The sequence below is a fragment of the Pseudalkalibacillus decolorationis genome, from assembly GCF_024609785.1.
In the GTDB taxonomy this organism is placed as follows: Bacteria; Bacillota; Bacilli; order Bacillales; family Fictibacillaceae; genus Pseudalkalibacillus; species Pseudalkalibacillus decolorationis.
The window spans coordinates 24,821-41,597 of record NZ_JANHJQ010000024.1 but is presented as its reverse complement, the minus strand read 5'-3'; the positions used below and the strand labels follow the sequence as shown (position 1 = coordinate 41,597).

Annotated in this window: 12 protein-coding genes and 1 pseudogene; 4 read left to right on the top strand and 9 right to left on the bottom strand. The window is 38.5% G+C overall.

Annotation, left to right across the window (positions count from 1 at the left end; genetic code table 11):
• Nucleotides 1–5: 5 nt before the first annotated feature.
• From ppdK to NON16_RS19185, 8 genes and pseudogenes are all read right to left on the bottom strand, one after another.
• Nucleotides 6–2,675, bottom strand: a complete 2,670-nt coding sequence (gene ppdK / locus NON16_RS19215; protein ID WP_257351045.1) for a pyruvate, phosphate dikinase — start codon at nucleotides 2,673–2,675, stop codon at nucleotides 6–8.
• Entirely contained in the window at nucleotides 2,668–3,492 is an 825-nt protein-coding gene (locus NON16_RS19210; protein ID WP_257351044.1) for a pyruvate, water dikinase regulatory protein, read from the bottom strand. Before NON16_RS19210 ends, ppdK begins: the two co-directional genes overlap by 8 nt.
• A gap of 314 nt (nucleotides 3,493–3,806) precedes the next feature.
• The gene (locus NON16_RS19205) at nucleotides 3,807–4,760 is read right to left on the bottom strand and encodes a GNAT family N-acetyltransferase (protein WP_257351043.1); all 954 of its coding nucleotides are present in this window, start codon (nucleotides 4,758–4,760) and stop codon (nucleotides 3,807–3,809) included.
• Nucleotides 4,761–4,998: 238 nt separating this feature from the next.
• On the bottom strand, nucleotides 4,999–6,345 hold the full coding sequence (locus tag NON16_RS19200; protein WP_257351042.1) for an aspartate aminotransferase family protein: 1,347 nt from the start codon (nucleotides 6,343–6,345) through the stop codon (nucleotides 4,999–5,001).
• Nucleotides 6,346–6,368: 23 nt separating this feature from the next.
• Entirely contained in the window at nucleotides 6,369–7,829 is a 1,461-nt protein-coding gene (locus NON16_RS19195) for a CoA-acylating methylmalonate-semialdehyde dehydrogenase (protein ID WP_257351041.1), read from the bottom strand.
• A gap of 263 nt (nucleotides 7,830–8,092) precedes the next feature.
• Nucleotides 8,093–8,500: pseudogene (locus NON16_RS25865) on the bottom strand (GABA permease); the annotation flags it as partial.
• Nucleotides 8,418–8,690 carry a hypothetical protein gene (locus tag NON16_RS25860; protein ID WP_425589736.1) on the bottom strand — a complete coding sequence of 91 codons (273 nt, stop codon included), beginning with the start codon at nucleotides 8,688–8,690 and terminating at the stop codon, nucleotides 8,418–8,420. The pseudogene NON16_RS25865 and the gene NON16_RS25860, both read right to left, overlap by 83 nt.
• Before the next feature lie 336 nt (nucleotides 8,691–9,026).
• A complete protein-coding gene (locus NON16_RS19185) occupies nucleotides 9,027–10,715 on the bottom strand; it encodes a PucR family transcriptional regulator (RefSeq protein ID WP_257351040.1) in 1,689 nt (562 codons plus the stop codon).
• Between the two features lie 102 nt (nucleotides 10,716–10,817).
• Between NON16_RS19185 and NON16_RS19180 the strand changes: the two genes are divergently transcribed.
• Nucleotides 10,818–12,050: a winged helix-turn-helix domain-containing protein gene (locus NON16_RS19180; protein WP_257351039.1), complete on the top strand. Its 1,233-nt coding sequence runs from the start codon at nucleotides 10,818–10,820 to the stop codon at nucleotides 12,048–12,050.
• A gap of 13 nt (nucleotides 12,051–12,063) precedes the next feature.
• Here NON16_RS19180 and NON16_RS19175 read toward each other — a convergent pair whose 3' ends face one another.
• Nucleotides 12,064–12,501 carry a GNAT family N-acetyltransferase gene (locus tag NON16_RS19175; protein ID WP_257351038.1) on the bottom strand — a complete coding sequence of 146 codons (438 nt, stop codon included), beginning with the start codon at nucleotides 12,499–12,501 and terminating at the stop codon, nucleotides 12,064–12,066.
• 466 nt (nucleotides 12,502–12,967) lie between these two features.
• Here NON16_RS19175 and NON16_RS19170 point away from each other — a divergent pair, with 466 nt between their 5' ends.
• The 3 genes from NON16_RS19170 (at nucleotide 12,968) to NON16_RS19160 (ending at nucleotide 16,596) form a co-directional block, all read left to right on the top strand.
• Nucleotides 12,968–15,121, top strand: a complete 2,154-nt coding sequence (locus NON16_RS19170; RefSeq protein WP_257351037.1) for a M28 family peptidase — start codon at nucleotides 12,968–12,970, stop codon at nucleotides 15,119–15,121.
• A gap of 299 nt (nucleotides 15,122–15,420) precedes the next feature.
• Nucleotides 15,421–15,918, top strand: a complete 498-nt coding sequence (locus NON16_RS19165; RefSeq protein WP_257351036.1) for a CBO0543 family protein — start codon at nucleotides 15,421–15,423, stop codon at nucleotides 15,916–15,918.
• Between the two features lie 222 nt (nucleotides 15,919–16,140).
• Complete coding sequence (locus NON16_RS19160) at nucleotides 16,141–16,596, top strand: CBO0543 family protein (RefSeq protein WP_257351035.1); 456 nt, start codon at nucleotides 16,141–16,143, stop codon at nucleotides 16,594–16,596.
• Nucleotides 16,597–16,777 lie beyond the last annotated feature (181 nt).

Here is a 16,777-nt window from a genome sequence, read left to right as displayed (position 1 = left end):
CATTTTTATATTTTAGCTTGAAGTTCGTACTGTTTTTGTTCATGTTTAATAGTAGCTTGAGCCGCTGCAAGCCGTGCAAGAGGTACACGGTATGGTGAACAGCTTACGTAATCCAGTCCTATATCATGACAGAATTGTATTGAATTTTTTTCTCCTCCATGTTCTCCGCAAATACCTGTTTTTAGCCCTGGCTTTTTTTCCCTACCAAGCCTTACTCCAGTTTCAACAAGTTTTCCTACACCTTCTTGATCAAGAGAAACGAATGGATTTTCTGGAAGAACTTTGTTTTCAATATAGGCTTGAAGGAATTTACCCTCTGCATCATCACGACTATATCCAAAGGTCGTTTGAGTCAGGTCATTTGTTCCAAACGAGAAAAAGTCCGCCTCTTCGGCAATTTGGTCAGCAGTTAAAGCTGCTCGTGGAACTTCAACCATCGTACCAATAAGATAATCAAATCCCAGTCCCGTTTCTTTCTCAACCTGCAAGCCAGCATCGATCACTAATTGACGCATTTCTTTCAACTCATTTACGTGGCCAACTAAAGGAATCATAATTTCTGGTTTTACGTCTATTCCTTTTTCCATTACCTTCGCAATTGCATAGAAGATTGCTTTTGCTTGCATGAGGTAAATTTCTGGAAAAATCATTCCCAATCGGCAGCCACGGTGCCCTAACATTGGGTTTGATTCATCTAATTGACGTACTTTTCTTAAAAGATGCTCTTTATCCTTTAATTCCTTGGAATTTGAATCTGTCATCTGAAGCTTTGTAACTTCAACCAGCAGTTCTTCCTTATCCGGCAAGAATTCGTGAAGAGGAGGATCTAATAAACGAATCGTTACAGGTGACCCTTGCATCGCCTTAAAGATTCCCTCAAAATCCTCTTGTTGCATAGGTAAAAGCTTAGTAAGAGCAATTTCACGCTCCTCATATGTTTCAGCAAGTATCATATCCTGAACAATTGGGATTCGATGGGTATCCATAAACATATGTTCTGTACGGCACAAGCCGATTCCACCTGCTCCAAATTTAAAAGCTTTTTTAGCATCCTCTGGATTGTCAGCATTTGCTCTTACGCCAAGTTTCCTTTCCTCATCTGCCCAAGTAAGCAACATTTGAAACTGGTCAGAAAGTTGAGGCTCAATCATTGGAATTTCACCTAAGATGATTTCACCAGTTGAACCATCTACAGTAATAAGATCACCTTGGGTCACGGTCGTATTTCCTACCTTAAACTGCTTTAATTTCAGATCAATATTTAGTGATTCACAGCCACATATACAAGCTTTCCCCATACCTCTTGCAACAACTGCTGCATGACTAGTCATTCCTCCACGGCTAGTGATCGTTGCTTGAGCAGCTACAATTCCATGAATATCATCAGGTGTCGTTTCTGGGCGAACGAGAATAACCTTTTTACCATCTTTCGCTATTCTTTCGGCTTCATCTGCATCAAATATGACTTGCCCTGTTGCTGCCCCAGGCGAAGCTGGTAAACCTTTCGCTAACGGTTTCCGGTCATATGAATCATCGATTCGACGATGAAGCAGCTGATTTAGCTGATCAGGATCGACACGCAGAATCGCTTCTTTCTTACTAATAAGTTGTTCCTTTACTAATTCAACCGCTATTCTAATTGCTGCTTGAGCTGTTCTTTTCCCCGTCCTTGTTTGAAGAATAAATAGTTCACCACACTCTACCGTGAACTCAATGTCCTGCATGTCTTGATAGTGCTTTTCGAGAAGATGACACGTCTCAACAAACTGTTGATATACTTCTGGCATTTCATCTTGGAGGGTAACAATAGGTTGAGGGGTACGAATTCCAGCTACAACATCCTCTCCCTGAGCATTTATCAAATATTCACCATAAAGCTTAGCTTCTCCTGTAGATGGGTTCCTTGTAAAAGCCACTCCAGTACCAGAATCGTTACCCATATTTCCAAAGACCATGCTTTGAATGTTCACTGCAGTTCCAAGATGACCAGGAATTTTCTGCAGACGGCGGTATACAATAGCACGTTGGTTGTTCCACGATCCAAAAACAGCACTGATGGAAAGGAATAATTGCTCCTTTGGATTCTCAGGAAAAGCCCTTTTAGCATGTCTCTTAACAATATCTTTGTATCCTTTAATAGCTTCTTTCCAATCTTCCGCAGACATTTCAGGATCTGAATCATATCCCTTTTCTTCCCTGACTTCTTCTAAAAATTGTTCAAAATAAAAACCATCTACCTTAAGGACAACATCACTAAACATTTGAATGAACCTACGGTAAGAGTCATATGCGAAACGTGAATTTTTTGTTAGCTTTGCCATCCCCTCCACCGTTTCATCATTCATTCCAAGGTTTAATACTGTATCCATCATTCCTGGCATTGAATGCACCGCACCGGAACGGACGGAAACAAGCAGTGGATTTGATGGGTCTCCAAGTCTTTTACCTGTTTTTTCTTCAAGTTTTTTAAGAACTTCTAAAACCTGAAATTCAATCTCTGTTGAAATGGATTTTCCTTCATCATAATATGAATTACAGGCCTCTGTTGTTATCGTAAACCCATAAGGAACGGGCAAACCAATTCGGGTCATTTCTGCTAGATTAGCTCCCTTACCTCCTAAAAGTTCCTTTTTTTCACTGTTCCCCTCATCAAACATATAGACAAATTTATTCATGGTAGTCTATTCCTCTCTTTTTTAACATTGCTAATATTAAATCCGCCGTCTCTTCTACTGCTTTATTTGAGACATTAATGACTGGACAACCGATTCGTTTCATAATTTTTTCAGCATAATCTAATTCTTCAAGGATCCGATCCAAATTCGAATAATTCGCTTGGGTTGTTAACCCTAAATTCTTCAATCGCTCCCTGCGAATTACATTCAGTTTATCTGGTGATATTACTAAACCAACACATTTATTTTTTGGAATATCAAAAAGTTCCTCAGGGGGTGTTATTTCAGGTACTAAAGGTACATTTGCCACCTTAAATCTTTTATGGGCTAAATACATAGAAAGCGGTGTCTTTGATGTCCTAGAAACTCCGATTAGTACAATATCTGCACGATTAACCCCTCTTAGATCTTGTCCATCGTCATATTTTACTGCGAACTCAATTGCTTCAACCCTACGGAAATAGTTATCATCCAATTTCCTCATAAGCCGTGGTTGCCGTTTGGGGTCTTTATTAAATTTTTGACTAAATGCTTCCATAAGCGGATTCATTAAATCAATTGCAATAATCCCTTCCTCTTGGGCCCGCTGGTCAAGATATTTCTTTAAAGGTGGTATAACGATGGTATAGGCAATGATGGAATTACTATACTTCGCAGCAGTAAAGACATTATTAAGATCTTTAATATCCTCTACATAAGAGATATGTTTGATTTCAACATCTCCCCCATTAAATTGTGCTGCAACTGCTTTTACCATCAACTCAGCTGTTTCACCAACCGAATCAGAAACAACATAAACAATTTCCTTACTATTCAATACCGATCCCCCTATTCGTTCACCTTTTGATGTTGTTTAATTAAGTGATTATGTTATTCTAAAAACCTTAATTTCTATAAATATGTTATACTATTAAATTAAATAGTATATTACCATTAATGATGATAAGATACAATCTTTTTTTCAGTTATGGGGCAAACACTTCAGGACAAATTATAGGTAATTTCAATATCGGTATTTTTCGGTAAAGGATATAAGTTATGGGGTTGATGTAAACAGAATGATGTAAAAGGACAAAAAAATGACCATTTAGCTGAGATGAAAGGGTGGTCCTTAATTTGTCTACGTATTATTCACACTAGCTTTTCGTACTTATGATAGGCTTTCCAAACGTCGTATCCTAGCTTTCCATAGAACTCAACAAGTCCCGTCCAATCAATGACAATCCGATTAATCTCTCGTTCTCGTAAAATAGCGATCCCCGCTTCCACAATAGCCATCCCGTACCCTTTTTTTCGCTCATTGGGGTCGATTCCTAAGGGACCTATCCCACCAAGCGGTTCTGAAAACAATGGGGACCAGTACACATTTTGTACAATGAATGGGGATTGATGGTCGTTGATCCGGCAAAAGCCGATTATCTTTCGTCCTTTTTTAAGAACGACGAACTCCCTCCCAGTGCCACCTCTTTTAAAATAGTGAATCGCTTCATATTCCCATCTTCCGGGAAAGCAACGATGTAAAAACGTAATAAATTCTTCTTGATCTCCCTTTTCCAAAATCGCAAACTCAACTTCATCAAACGAAGGAGGTGGCGATATTATTGCCTTATCGTAATGACATATGAGGTCAAAATCCTGACCGGATGATGTATATCCTCTGTTTTCAAACCACTTACGTGTTTCGTGAAAGTCACCTGGGACTCCAGGGAAGTAATACCAAGGATCTCTTCCGAGAGAGACCTTCGTAGCGCCGCTCTCTATCAAAGCTGTTTCTGCTTTTTCAAGTAACCGCGAGCCAAGCCCTAGATTACGATAATCAGAATCTACAAGTAGAACCTGGATCCATCCAATAGATTTCCCCATATGAAGGTTCAAGTTCTCTTGCCAACGCTTTGAGACGACAAATCCGATCAGTTTATCATCAGAGTCGACCGCTAAGAATGAACCTTGTAAAAGCACATTTTCATCCTCAAAACAATTTAGTTTCAAAAGCTCTTCCCTCATAGGAAACTGGTCTCCGATTTCCTTATTCCAAAGACAGAGTACATCTTGTAATTTATCTTCTGTCCAAGTTATAATCTTCAATTTTCACACTCCTCGCAAAAGGGATTGAATATTCATAAAATTATCTAAATCTATTATACCGTGCAGATATCATATTTTTAACTATATTTGTAATACATAAAAATTTTACTTCAACACACAATAAAAGAGGGTAATCTAGCGATCACCCTCTTTTATGTGGTATGCAAATAAGCATAAACACTTATAAAATTAACAATATCAAGCAAAAGCAAACGATGCCATTCTTCACTGTTACATACTAAATTTGCCAAATTCCTTCTTTAACCGTGTTAATAAGGAACTCTAAATCCTCATCTGTCATGCTGAGTGGTGGACTAAGCGTTAAAATGTTATTAAACCCAGCAACTGTATCACCGTTTTTCCCTATAATTAGCCCTCTTTCTTTGCAGGTAGCTATCACTTTGTTAACTTTTTCTGGAACGGCAGGTTCTTTTGTGTTTTTATCTTCAACAAGCTCGATTCCCATGAGTAAGCCTTTACAGCGTATATCCCCTACATTCGGATGGTCATATAGTTCTTGCATCTCATGTTTCAGCTTCTGTCCTAGTCGTTCAGAGCGTTCTACAAGACTTTCTCTTTCCATGATCTCTAAATTTTTAATTGCAACAGCACAAGAGGCGGGACTTCCTCCAAAGGTATTCACATGACGAAAATGATCGTACTCCTCTGTACCTTTAAATACTTCAAAGATGTCTTTTCTAACGGCCGTTGCCGATAAGGGTAAATAAGCACTTGTAAGTCCTTTAGCCATCGTTATAATATCCGGTTTAATTCCATAATGCATAAATCCAAATGGTTTACCTGTTCGACCGAATCCACATATTACCTCATCACTGATAAGAAGTGCCCCATGCCGGTCGCAACTCTCTCTCACCTTTTTTAAGTAATTATCATGTGGAACTAGTACACCCCCACCGGTAATAATCGGCTCCATAATGACTCCGGCAATCGTTTCATCCAATTCCCATGTCATAACACGGTCAATCTCATCAGCACTTTGTGAACAGCATAAGCCATCCGTTGAAGGAAATGGGCTTCTATAGCAATCCGGTGGGGCGACATGAAGAAATCCTTGCCCTAATGGTTCGTATTTATATTTTCTTTGTGCTTGACCAGTAGCTGCCAATGCCCCCATTGAATTCCCGTGGTACGAACGATAGCGGGAAATAAATTTATATCGATCTGGACTACCATTCTGCTTATGGTATTGACGGGCAATTTTAAATGCTGTTTCATTTGCTTCAGATCCACTATTTGAAAAGTAAATAATATAATCGTCACCTAGCCACTCATTTAGCTTTTCGCCGAGTTCTATCGCAGGGGTGTGACTGTGTGTCAATGGATAGTAGGGCATCTTTTTCAATTGATCATAAGCAACCTGTGCAAGCTCTTCACGACCATATCCAACATTCACACACCAGAGACCTGACATTCCATCTAAATAACGTTTCCCATTATTATCTGTCACCCATGCTCCATCCGCCTCTTCCACAATCATGGTACTTTTCGGGTCAAATCGGCGCATTGAATGCCATATATATTTTTCATCCTTTTGGACAAGGTCCATCTCTTCCTTAACAGTCATGGTTATACCCCTCCCTGATTTTTTTAAAAACGAGAAGTGATCATCTTTTTTCGTGTATAGAATTCCACACCATCTTTTCCGTTCGCATGCAAATCACCGAAGAATGAGTTTTTTGCACCTGAAAACGGGAAAAATGCCATTGGGGCAGGAACTCCAATATTTACACCTAACATACCTGGCTCTGCATCTTCACGGAATTGGCGAACTGCTTTTGCATCATTGGTGAAAAGTGTTGCTGAATTCCCAAAACGTGACTTGTTTACGATTTCTAAAGCAGCGTCTAGATCATCTGCACGTAAAATGCTTAACACTGGTGCAAAGATTTCTTCTTTTGCAATTGTCATCTCAGGCTTAACATGATCAAAAATGGTTGCTCCTAAAAAGTATCCGCTTTCAAAGTCATTACTATCTTTTCGTCCATCACGGATTAGCTCAGCACCCTCTTCAATTCCCTTTTCAATGTATTTCAAGGCATTTTCACGGTTCGAATCGCGAATCATCGGAGTTAAAATAACACCATCATCTAACCCATTTCCTACCTTCACTTCATCAACCTTTTGCTTTAATTCTTGAACAAACTCACCTCCGTCACCAACAACTACTACCGCACTACACGCCATGCAACGTTGGCCCGCGCTTCCAAATGCAGAGCTAATAATGTTTTGAACGGCTGTATCCTTATCAGCATCAGGCATGACGATGTGATGATTCTTCGCTCCAGCTAACGCTTGGACGCGTTTTCCATTCGCAGCGGCTTTTTCATAAACATACTTACCGACTGGCTCTGAGCCAACAAAGGAAATCGCCTTTACATTTTCATGACCCAATAAACCATTAACTACATCATGAGCACCATGAACGACATTAAACACTCCATCTGGAAGGCCTGCTTCCGAGAAAAGTTCTACTAATCTATTAGCAAGGACAGGCGTACGCTCAGATGGCTTCAATACGAACGTATTTCCGCAAGCAATCGCTAACGGGAACATCCAACAAGGTACCATCATCGGGAAGTTAAATGGAGAAATACCACCTACTACCCCCAGCGGGTAACGAAACATTTGGGAATCAATGTCTGATGCAATAGTTGAGAGGGAGTCCCCCATTAAAAGACTTGGTGCACCAGCTGCAAATTCCACACATTCAATCCCTCGCAGCACCTCTCCATATGCTTCCTTATAGCTTTTTCCGTTTTCTTGCGTGACCAACTTCGCAAGCTCCTCATGATGTTCACTTAACAACTGCTGGTATTTAAATAATATTCGAGCTCTTTTTGGAACTGGTGTTTTACCCCAAGTTTTGAAAGCTTGCTTTGCAATAGCGACCGCTTGATCGACATCACTATAAGACGAAATCGGAACCTGTGCTAACACTTCACCTGTCGCTGGGTTAAACACGTCTTGATATTGCTCAGTATTTGCTTCCACCCATTTCCCGTTAATAAAGTTTTTAAGAGTAGTAGTTTCTTGCTTTGTGACAGTCATATGTCAAGACCTCCTAGTGGTTTTAAGAATATTCTTTATTTAAAGATGATGTTCAAAAAGTCCGGTAAAAATAGCTGTCGAATTTCTTCGTTACTCTGTCTCTCCGGTCCTCACGTATTAATAGCATACGTTCCGGTCCTCAAGACGATCGTGCCTCGAACTTCTCGGCTCTTTTGATCCTCCTTTTTGAACACGCATTTTAATGAGTATAACGTGATTGATTGGTTTATTCATTAGACAAAATGTGAAACAGTTCATCGATTCTAGTTTACTTTTGAAGAAGGCTTGGTTACATTACTATGTTTCGTTTGTTGAATTCCAGGTTGTTTTTTAACAAACAGAAAATAGGATGCAATCACTATTGCTGTGATAATTGCTGTTAAAATTAGTTGATTTCTCATCGAATCAATGAATACCATAGCGACTAATATTACCGTAATTCCTATAATGGTAAAATAGGTTAAATACGGATATAACCACATTTTTATTTGTAAGGCTTCTGGATTTTCCTTTTCCAATTTTCTCCTCATGCGTAATTGGGATACTGCAATAACCAAATAAACTAGTAATGCGATTGCCCCTGAAGAATTAACTAGAAATAAAAATACTTTGTCTGGAGAAATATAGTTCATAACTACCGCAATATAAGAAAAAAACGTCCCGGCAACGATAATGAGCATAGTGGGCAAATGAACCACTAGTAGGATTTGCCACTGCCATTTCCCCTAGCATCCTCATAATGAGAATAACAAGACCACCTGCTAGTGCATAAGAAACGATCGCCCCTGGTCCTGTAGTGTGGATTACTGCTCCACTACCAATGAAAAGTCCAGCCCCAATTACACCTGCTATAGCAATCATTGTCATATGACGCTTTTTTAACCCTTTTTGTAGATCTGTATTCGACCCCATCAAAAACCTCCTAAACGCTAAGTATTTAGCTGATGATAATATTCCCTACACTCTTAAATCGTCCCCCTTTTCTAAATATTCAAATATTACTTTATCAAACGTAGTTTATCATGTAACCGTTTTCATATCATTGGACAAAACATAAAAGATAGTTTGTGGAAATTTAACATTATGTAAATAACTCAAAAAAAAATGGTTAAATCCGTCTATGGGATTTAACCAAAAGAAATTCACGCTGACTTATTCAAACATAAAACTTACAAATTTTAAAATGCAAAATGACTCCTACTGTTTATTCATATACTTCCATGCAGATAGTGAAAACTCTATTGCAAGGCGCTTTTCGGTATTCATAAAGTCATCACCTAACAGCTCTTTAAGCTTATCAATTCGATGATATAATGTTTGTCGAACGATAAATAGTTTCTTCGAAGCTTCTTTTTTTGACCCACTAGAATCAAGAAGAACCTTTAACGTCTCCATTAAGTTCCCATTATTATTTTTGTCATACTCAATGACTGCACCTAGATATTCCATAATAAATTGCTCTAAATCACTATGTTTGTTAACTAGTGAAATTAAGCGGTATACATGTAAATCTTCGTAAAATGGAGTGTTAACTAGATTCTTCTTTTTTTGGATAAGCAAAACTTCTTTTGCCATCCGATAACTTTCATGAACTTGATCTAATTCATCAACCAGTTTCCCAATCCCAAAAGGGGCAGATGAATCCTCCACCCTAATTTGATCTGTCTTTATTAGTTGTTCAATTGCCTTACAAACTCTAGTCTTCCAATCATTCTTCCCTCTTTTATTTATTAAAATTGATACGATTTGGTTTGCTTCAAACGTAATAACCGGATGGAAACCATGTTGTTCAAAAATGGAACGTAATACAGCTAAATAATAAGTAATGTTGGAATTATCTATCTGAGTGTCAAATGTGCAAATGGAAACCGTACCGCCGTTTGGCTTAAAGGATGGATTAAGTGCTGAAAAATAATTTTGTATATCTTCTTTGCTATGTTTACCATCGAGCCATTCTTTTGCCCATTGATTTTCTCGGACCTTTTTCCTCTCTTCAACATATAGAATTCTTAAGAGGTCTTGCGACAATGCAGTTGCAGAGCGATCTAATACAAGTTGTTCATATTCATTGAATGTTTCTGTCTCAGAAAAAATCAATAGGTCAGCAAATTTATGGCCCATAGCCTGTATAGATTGATAGGCAAATGCTTTTTCTTTTTTGTCTGGGAAGAGGACCTTTTGCAAGTTTTCTTTGGATAGATTCCCCTCAACTCGATCTAGTAAGATTTCCCTTTGTTCCATTGGAATTTCCGGAGTAAAAAGGGCTTCCTTTTCTGATGTCGGGATATAGACTACCTGTACATGCAAAGTCTTACTTAAGAATCGTAAAATTCTTTTAAACGCATCAGGTAATAGGAGAATTTCGTTTAATTTATTTGAAATAATCTCCAGGTCAGCGATCATTTTATAATGATAGTTCATAAGTGATGTATTCAAATTCTGAGTAATATCGATAAAACGTACTTCTTTTTTGAAAATAATTAAAGGGAAGTTATATTGTTCAGCAAGAAGGATCATTTCCTCTGGGATATCTGAAATGTATGTATCAAGTTCAACACAAACCCCAGCAACATTGGCCTCTATTAACTGTTTTAAAAAAGATAGACTCGTTTGTTTTTCCTGCCAACCGACGCCAGTTGTTAAGATTAACTCGTTACCATTCAACAGCTTTCCTATCTGAGTTACCTCCATTATATGAACCCATTTAATTTCTCTGTCTAGTCCACTTACCCCTGCTTTCAATTCCGACTCTATAAAATAAGGGTGGTTAAGTATATCCTTAACGGTTAGTTTGTACGAAGTAATCAATTTCTCTCCCCCCTCTGAATACACTTCTTCTTTAATAATATCACAAGCATTTTCGAAGTAACTTTGTATTTTATTCAAAAAATGAATACCCAACACGCGTTCGCTTTTTTCCTATTTAATGGTATGATTGTATTAATTGAGTTGATGGTATATTTAATATAATGCGAGGTGGATCAATCCATGACGACTCCCTTTTCTGTTGATCGAGTATCCGTACGTAGGTTTCTATTAAATAAGCAATCTCTATTAACACCTGCAGAGAACACTTCTGTTTCAGAATCAACTGACTCTGAAGACACATTACGAATGGTTGAGAAACTTGAATGTGTTCAACTTGATCCAGTTTCTGTCGTGGAACGGAATCAACACTTGGTATTGGCAGCGCGGATTCCGGGATATAATCCTAAGCATTTAGATCACCTTCTCTCAGAAGGAAAGGTTTTCGAGTATTGGGCCAATGCAGCTTGTGCTATTCCGGTTGAAGACTACCCTATTTTTGAACCAATTCGGGATCGAATTCGTAAGCAAGTACAAGAGCCATTGGAAAAATTAGAACTTATAGCGGAAACTGTTTTAGAGCGTTTGAAATCGGAAGGTCCTCTCCCTTCACGTGCATTTACTTCAGAAAACCGTGTCCATGGTTACTGGGACAATAAAATACCAAAGACGAAAGAAACGTCCCTTGCTCTTAACCTACTTCTTGATGCAGGAATAATCAGGGTTGTACATAGGGAACGAACTGAACGATTCTTTGACCTGACAGAACGGACAATCAGTGTGGAGAGTTTGAATGCTGCAAAGTCAATTGAAGAATCTGCTGCCCGTGAAGCCTTAATCGAGAAGTACATCCGTGCTTATCGAGTATTTGATCCACGGGATTCACGTTTTGGATGGCAAAAGATGATCGCTGCGGAGAGGCGTACGGAGATTGAGCAACGTGTTCAAAATGAAACTGTGCTTCCACTCCAGATTGAGAATGTGAAACGCCAGTATTATATGATGGCTGAAGATTTGGAAGAGCTAGAAGAATTCATTCGATCAACAAAACAGGAGTATTTGCCTCTAGAAGGACCGATAATCTTCTTACCTCCACTCGATAATTTACTTTGGCGACGTGAACGAATCAGCGATCTATTTGAGTTCGACTATAAATGGGAGATTTACACCCCACAAGCTAAACGGAAATATGGACCTTACACGATGCCGATTCTATATGGAGACCGGTTGATCGGACGAATGGATCCACTCCTTGATCGTAAAAAGGAAGTACTGAACGTCCGCCAGCTGCACCTTGAACCTGGAGTTAAAAAAACAGCTAAACTTCGCAGAAGCATCCGTGAAGCACTTGAAAAGTTTGCCGAGTTCAACAAAGTGAAGGATTTGATAATTGAACAATCAGATATAAAATTGTGATTCTAATAGTATGTTATATTTTTTTTCTAAATGAAAAGCACCACTTATCGTAGTTAAGCCTCTCTTCATAGAATCTGTGAGCATCTATTCTTTGGATTCCCGATTCTAAGGCTACATATTCTGCCCCGTTTTCTTTTGCCCAAGCATGAATATAATTTAATAATTTTTCACCATATCCAAGGGAACGGTGTGAAGCATTTGTTACCAAATCATATATAAATACATGACGTTTACTATAAAAATTAACTCTGAAGCTTAAGCCTGCCAAAGCTACAATATTATCTTCAGCAAATAATGCAAATAGTCGATATCCATCTTCTTTCATCTCACTAAGCAATTCAAGATATGTATTTTCCACTAAATCAGAACGAAGCTGATTCATAATGGGGAAGGCTTCTTTCCACTGTGCAGAAGTTGTTAATTCTAAGATCTTTTCCGTTGTAACTTTCATCTTAAATCCCCCCGTAAACCTTAATATGATGTGTTTCTACACAAGAAATAAAACTCCTTTAGTGTCTCTAAATAAAATACCTTCCTTTTCAATTAAACTGCACTAAGGAAGAAATGACAAGATTCTGACCGCAATTTCTTTTTAGAGAGATCGAATTCATCCTATCGCTAAAGTAATGGGCTTTCTTCGCTCCCCTTTCTGTAATTCAAATAGCTGGGGTGTCACATGCTGAGCATGAAATAAAGAACGCAATCCGTCTATCTTTATAGGATTACTTTTGCCACAATACTATTTTATCATTGCTTTAAGGCTTTTTACCTGAACGGCACCCCCATTTATTTCGACTAACGAAATAAATACACCTATTGTCCTACCGACAAATTTATAATAATTCCGACAAATACATCATGGTGAATGCACATTATTTTGCTATAATTTTTACCAATATTACGAAAGGAGTGGTAGTTTGATAGATTCAGGTCGAAAATCCATCACCTCAGATTCAACATCTAGACGTAGAAAGAGAAGAAAAAGTCTTGGTTTAGTATTTGTAAGTTTGTTGTCACTTTCACTTGTAACTTCTGCAGCCCTTCCGTCTCAAGCACAGACACAGAATAATTCAATTACGGGATTTGCTGAGGAAAAATCAGATTGGCAGCAACAGTTTGAAGCGATTTTTTCTGAAAAAGTCAGTACGGATGAAATCAAACAAAATTCGCGTACAATGAGTAAACGTATACCACTTGTTGGTACGAAAGGAAACGAGTCCTCCCTCAATTATGAGTTAAAACAGCTTCGGAAAGCCGGACTTGATCCAGAAGTAAAATCCTACAGCGTATACATGTCAGAGCCGAAAAACATATCCGTAACACAGACTGCTCCACAGCAACAAGAACTAAAAGTAATCGAAGATTTACCTCCTGAGTTCGCAAAAAAGGTTGTTCCCGGTTACAACGCTTATTCTCCAGCTGGGAATGTAGAAGCCGAACTAGTCTATGCAAACTATGGTAGACCAGAAGATTTCGCAGAGCTTGAACGAAGAGGTATTTCCGTAAAGGACAAGATTGTGATTGTTCGATACGGAAAAAACTTCCGTGGAGTTAAACCAGAACAGGCAGCGAAACGCGGTGCGATTGGTATGATTATTTATTCTGATCCCGCCGATGATGGATATACCAAAGGTGCGGTTTATCCAGAAGGTCCTTGGAGGCCTGCAGATGCCATCCAACGTGGAAGCATCCTCTACATCTTCCGTTACCCAGGTGATCCGCTTACACCTGGTAAACCTTCCATATCAGGGGTAAAGCGAATCAATCCTGATGATGCGGAATCTTTACCGACAATACCTACGACCCCGTTGTCATATGGGGAAGCAAGTCCACTTCTTGAATCCATGCAAGGGCAAGAAGCACCTGAATCATGGCAAGGTGCCCTTCCGTTTACGTATAATCTAGGCCCAGGACCGGCCAAAGTTCGTCTGTCACTAGACATCGATTACAAACGGAAACCGGTAAACGACGTTATCGTACGCATCCCGGGTTCGAAGTATCCAGAACAAACGATTGTCATCGGTGCCCACCGCGACACATGGGTCGAAGGAGCCAGTGATAATATTTCCGGTTGGACGGCTGCGATGGAAATTGCCCGGGTTCTCGGTAAAATGTATCAAAAAGGGTGGCAGCCCGAACGTTCCATCGTAATTGCAGGATGGGACGGTGAAGAATATGGCCTTCTCGGCTCTACAGAATGGGTAGAGGAAAATAGAAAGGACCTGACGAAAAATGCAGTAGCCTACTTGAATATGGATGGGGTTGCTGGACAATTTTTCAATAGTTCAGGGGTTCCTTCCATGCAAGATCTAATTCATGCCGTAACGAAAACGGTTGAAGAACCAAGATCAGGTCTGTCAATCTATGACGACTGGTTCATAAGATCCGGAAGGGAAATTCCAAAGCTCGGCCAGCTTGGAAGCGGTTCTGATTATACCGCATTTATCGATCATATTGGTGTCCCTTCAGCGGGTATAGGATTCAGTACACCTGGAGGATTATACCACAGCGCGTATGACAATTCAGATTCGATCGAGCGCTTTTTCGATCCTGGATATAAACACCATGCAGCTGCATCCCGTGTTACAGGAAAAGTAGCATTAAGACTGGCAAATGCGGATGTCATTCCTCTACAATATTCAGATTATGCTGATAACGTTGTATCACTACTCGAAGATATGGCAGACAAGAACACTACAGGTGTTGATCTGTCTAATGTTATTAACCAAGCAAGGGAATGGAAAGCAGAAGCTGAAGCACTCGAAAGAAAGGCGGACGGGATCCTGGAAGATGGTAAGATCACTCGTAAGGAACGCCGTCAACTTAAACATATTAATCATGCACTGATTCAGCAGGAACGTGATTTGACACGAAAGAAAGGGCTACCTGAACGTCCATGGTTCAAACACCAAGTATGGGCACCAGGACTGACCACCGGCTATGCGGCACAGCCGTTGCCAGCACTTGCTAAAGCACTGAAAGATGGCGAAATAGAAGCATTCCAACAAGCTGCAAAGCAACTTGAAAAAGCGTTGTTTGATGCTACAAAAACGACCGAGTCTGTTCAATAGGATTTGAAGGTATCTCCCATCTCAATATAATGGGGGTGACCCCAAGCACGGAGTCACCCCCATTTTTCATAAAAAAGTGATAAAGTGCAGATAAAATGTCTCCTATGACAATAGAGCTATTGATTTTCTGCTAAATCTTTAAGAGGTTGTTCACAACATCCATGCCAAAATTGACACCGCGATAGACACACACTTTAATACTTTTGTTAGCAATAGAAAAAAGTAATTCGCCTTTTATTTATGATTTAACTGGAAATAATAGTTATTAAAGAATATATTTCAGAAAGGCGAAATTACGAGTGCATATTTTGTTATCAATACTTGTCGTAATAGCTTCTATATATTTAGGAGACTGGAAAAACTGGAAGCGGTATTATCCTACTATGTTATTTATAGCTCTATCTAATTTGTTGTATAAATTGTTTGCCCTTACATATTTTCATCTTTGGGAAGCTCTTCCAAACTTTTTATTGTTAGATAAATTAAGTGTTTACTTTCTTCATGTATTTATTATTAATCCTTTTTCAGCCTTTCTTTTCTTATCGAATTATCCAAAAACAAAAGGAGCACAAGTTTTTCATACCGCAAAGTGGATACTCATTTATTTGGTCCTAGAATGGATTGCTGTTCATAATGGAAGTATAAATCATTACAAAGATTGGAATATGGGTTGGTCAGCCCTCTTTGTGATTGTCATGTTTTTATTGCTAAGAATACATTTCCTATATCCATTTCGAGCATTAGTGCTATCATTGTTCCTCACATTGTTTTACTTGATTGTATTTGATTATTTGTAATTAATCGAACGAAGTAATTTGGATCGTTCCCTTAGACTGTTTTTAAACAATCTAAACCACTAATGATTGGTTTTTGCGTTGCTCTACTGTAGAAAATTCAAAATTTCATTTGATACAGATTTTTCTATCCAATGAAATCGGGTTGCTTCCTGAAAGCAATAAAGGTGTTCACCTTGGCTATTATATATAGTAATCCATTTAGAAAAGGGAGCCGGATTGAGCATGGAAAGAGTGATATTGTGGGGTTTACTTATTATCGGTATTGCTTTATTATTATATAGTTTAAGAAAATTGCCGTTTAAAGAATGGCTGTTTGTTTATTTATTGACCACTTATTTTTCAATTATAATTGGAACTATTGTTGTAGAAGAAAATATGCTTGATTATCCTATAAAATTTCTAAATAAACATTTTGATTCCAGTCTGCTTTATGAATACCTTTTGTTCCCCGTTGTTTGTCTTTACTTTTACCGAACCACCTATCACTCAAGATATTTCAATATACTTCTGCAAGGGGGATTATATACCACTGCTTTAACGATCATTGAGGTACTTTTGGAAAGATATACTGATTTAATTAAATACAACTCATGGACATGGATATATACGTTTACAAGCGTCTTTATTCTATTGGTCTTTATCCGTATTATTGTACAATTGATATATAAAGAAAAATAAAGAAAACTTGGCTAGCACCAAGCCTTAGCGCAGGTGATCGCCTTAGTTGCGCTTATACTATAGAAAGTATTTTTTATACTTTCTTAACGTGTAAATTAAAAACTTTCTTCCTTTAAAAAACAAACAAAAGGACTCGTACGTATGAGTCTTTTTGTTTGTTTTTTTGATAAATGCCATTAAT

Excerpts from the sequence above, each read along its gene's own strand:
- NON16_RS19160 (WP_257351035.1), top strand. The coding sequence starts at position 16,141 with ATGGAAAGAGTGATATTGTGGGGTTTACTTATTATCGGTATTGCTTTA.
- NON16_RS19175 (WP_257351038.1), bottom strand. The coding sequence starts at position 12,501 with ATGAAAGTTACAACGGAAAAGATCTTAGAATTAACAACTTCTGCACAG.
- ppdK (WP_257351045.1), bottom strand. The coding sequence starts at position 2,675 with ATGAATAAATTTGTCTATATGTTTGATGAGGGGAACAGTGAAAAAAAG.
- NON16_RS19195 (WP_257351041.1), bottom strand. The coding sequence starts at position 7,829 with ATGACTGTCACAAAGCAAGAAACTACTACTCTTAAAAACTTTATTAAC.
- NON16_RS19180 (WP_257351039.1), top strand. The coding sequence starts at position 10,818 with ATGACGACTCCCTTTTCTGTTGATCGAGTATCCGTACGTAGGTTTCTA.
- NON16_RS25860 (WP_425589736.1), bottom strand. The coding sequence starts at position 8,690 with ATGATTGCTATAGCAGGTGTAATTGGGGCTGGACTTTTCATTGGTAGT.
- NON16_RS19200 (WP_257351042.1), bottom strand. The coding sequence starts at position 6,345 with ATGACTGTTAAGGAAGAGATGGACCTTGTCCAAAAGGATGAAAAATAT.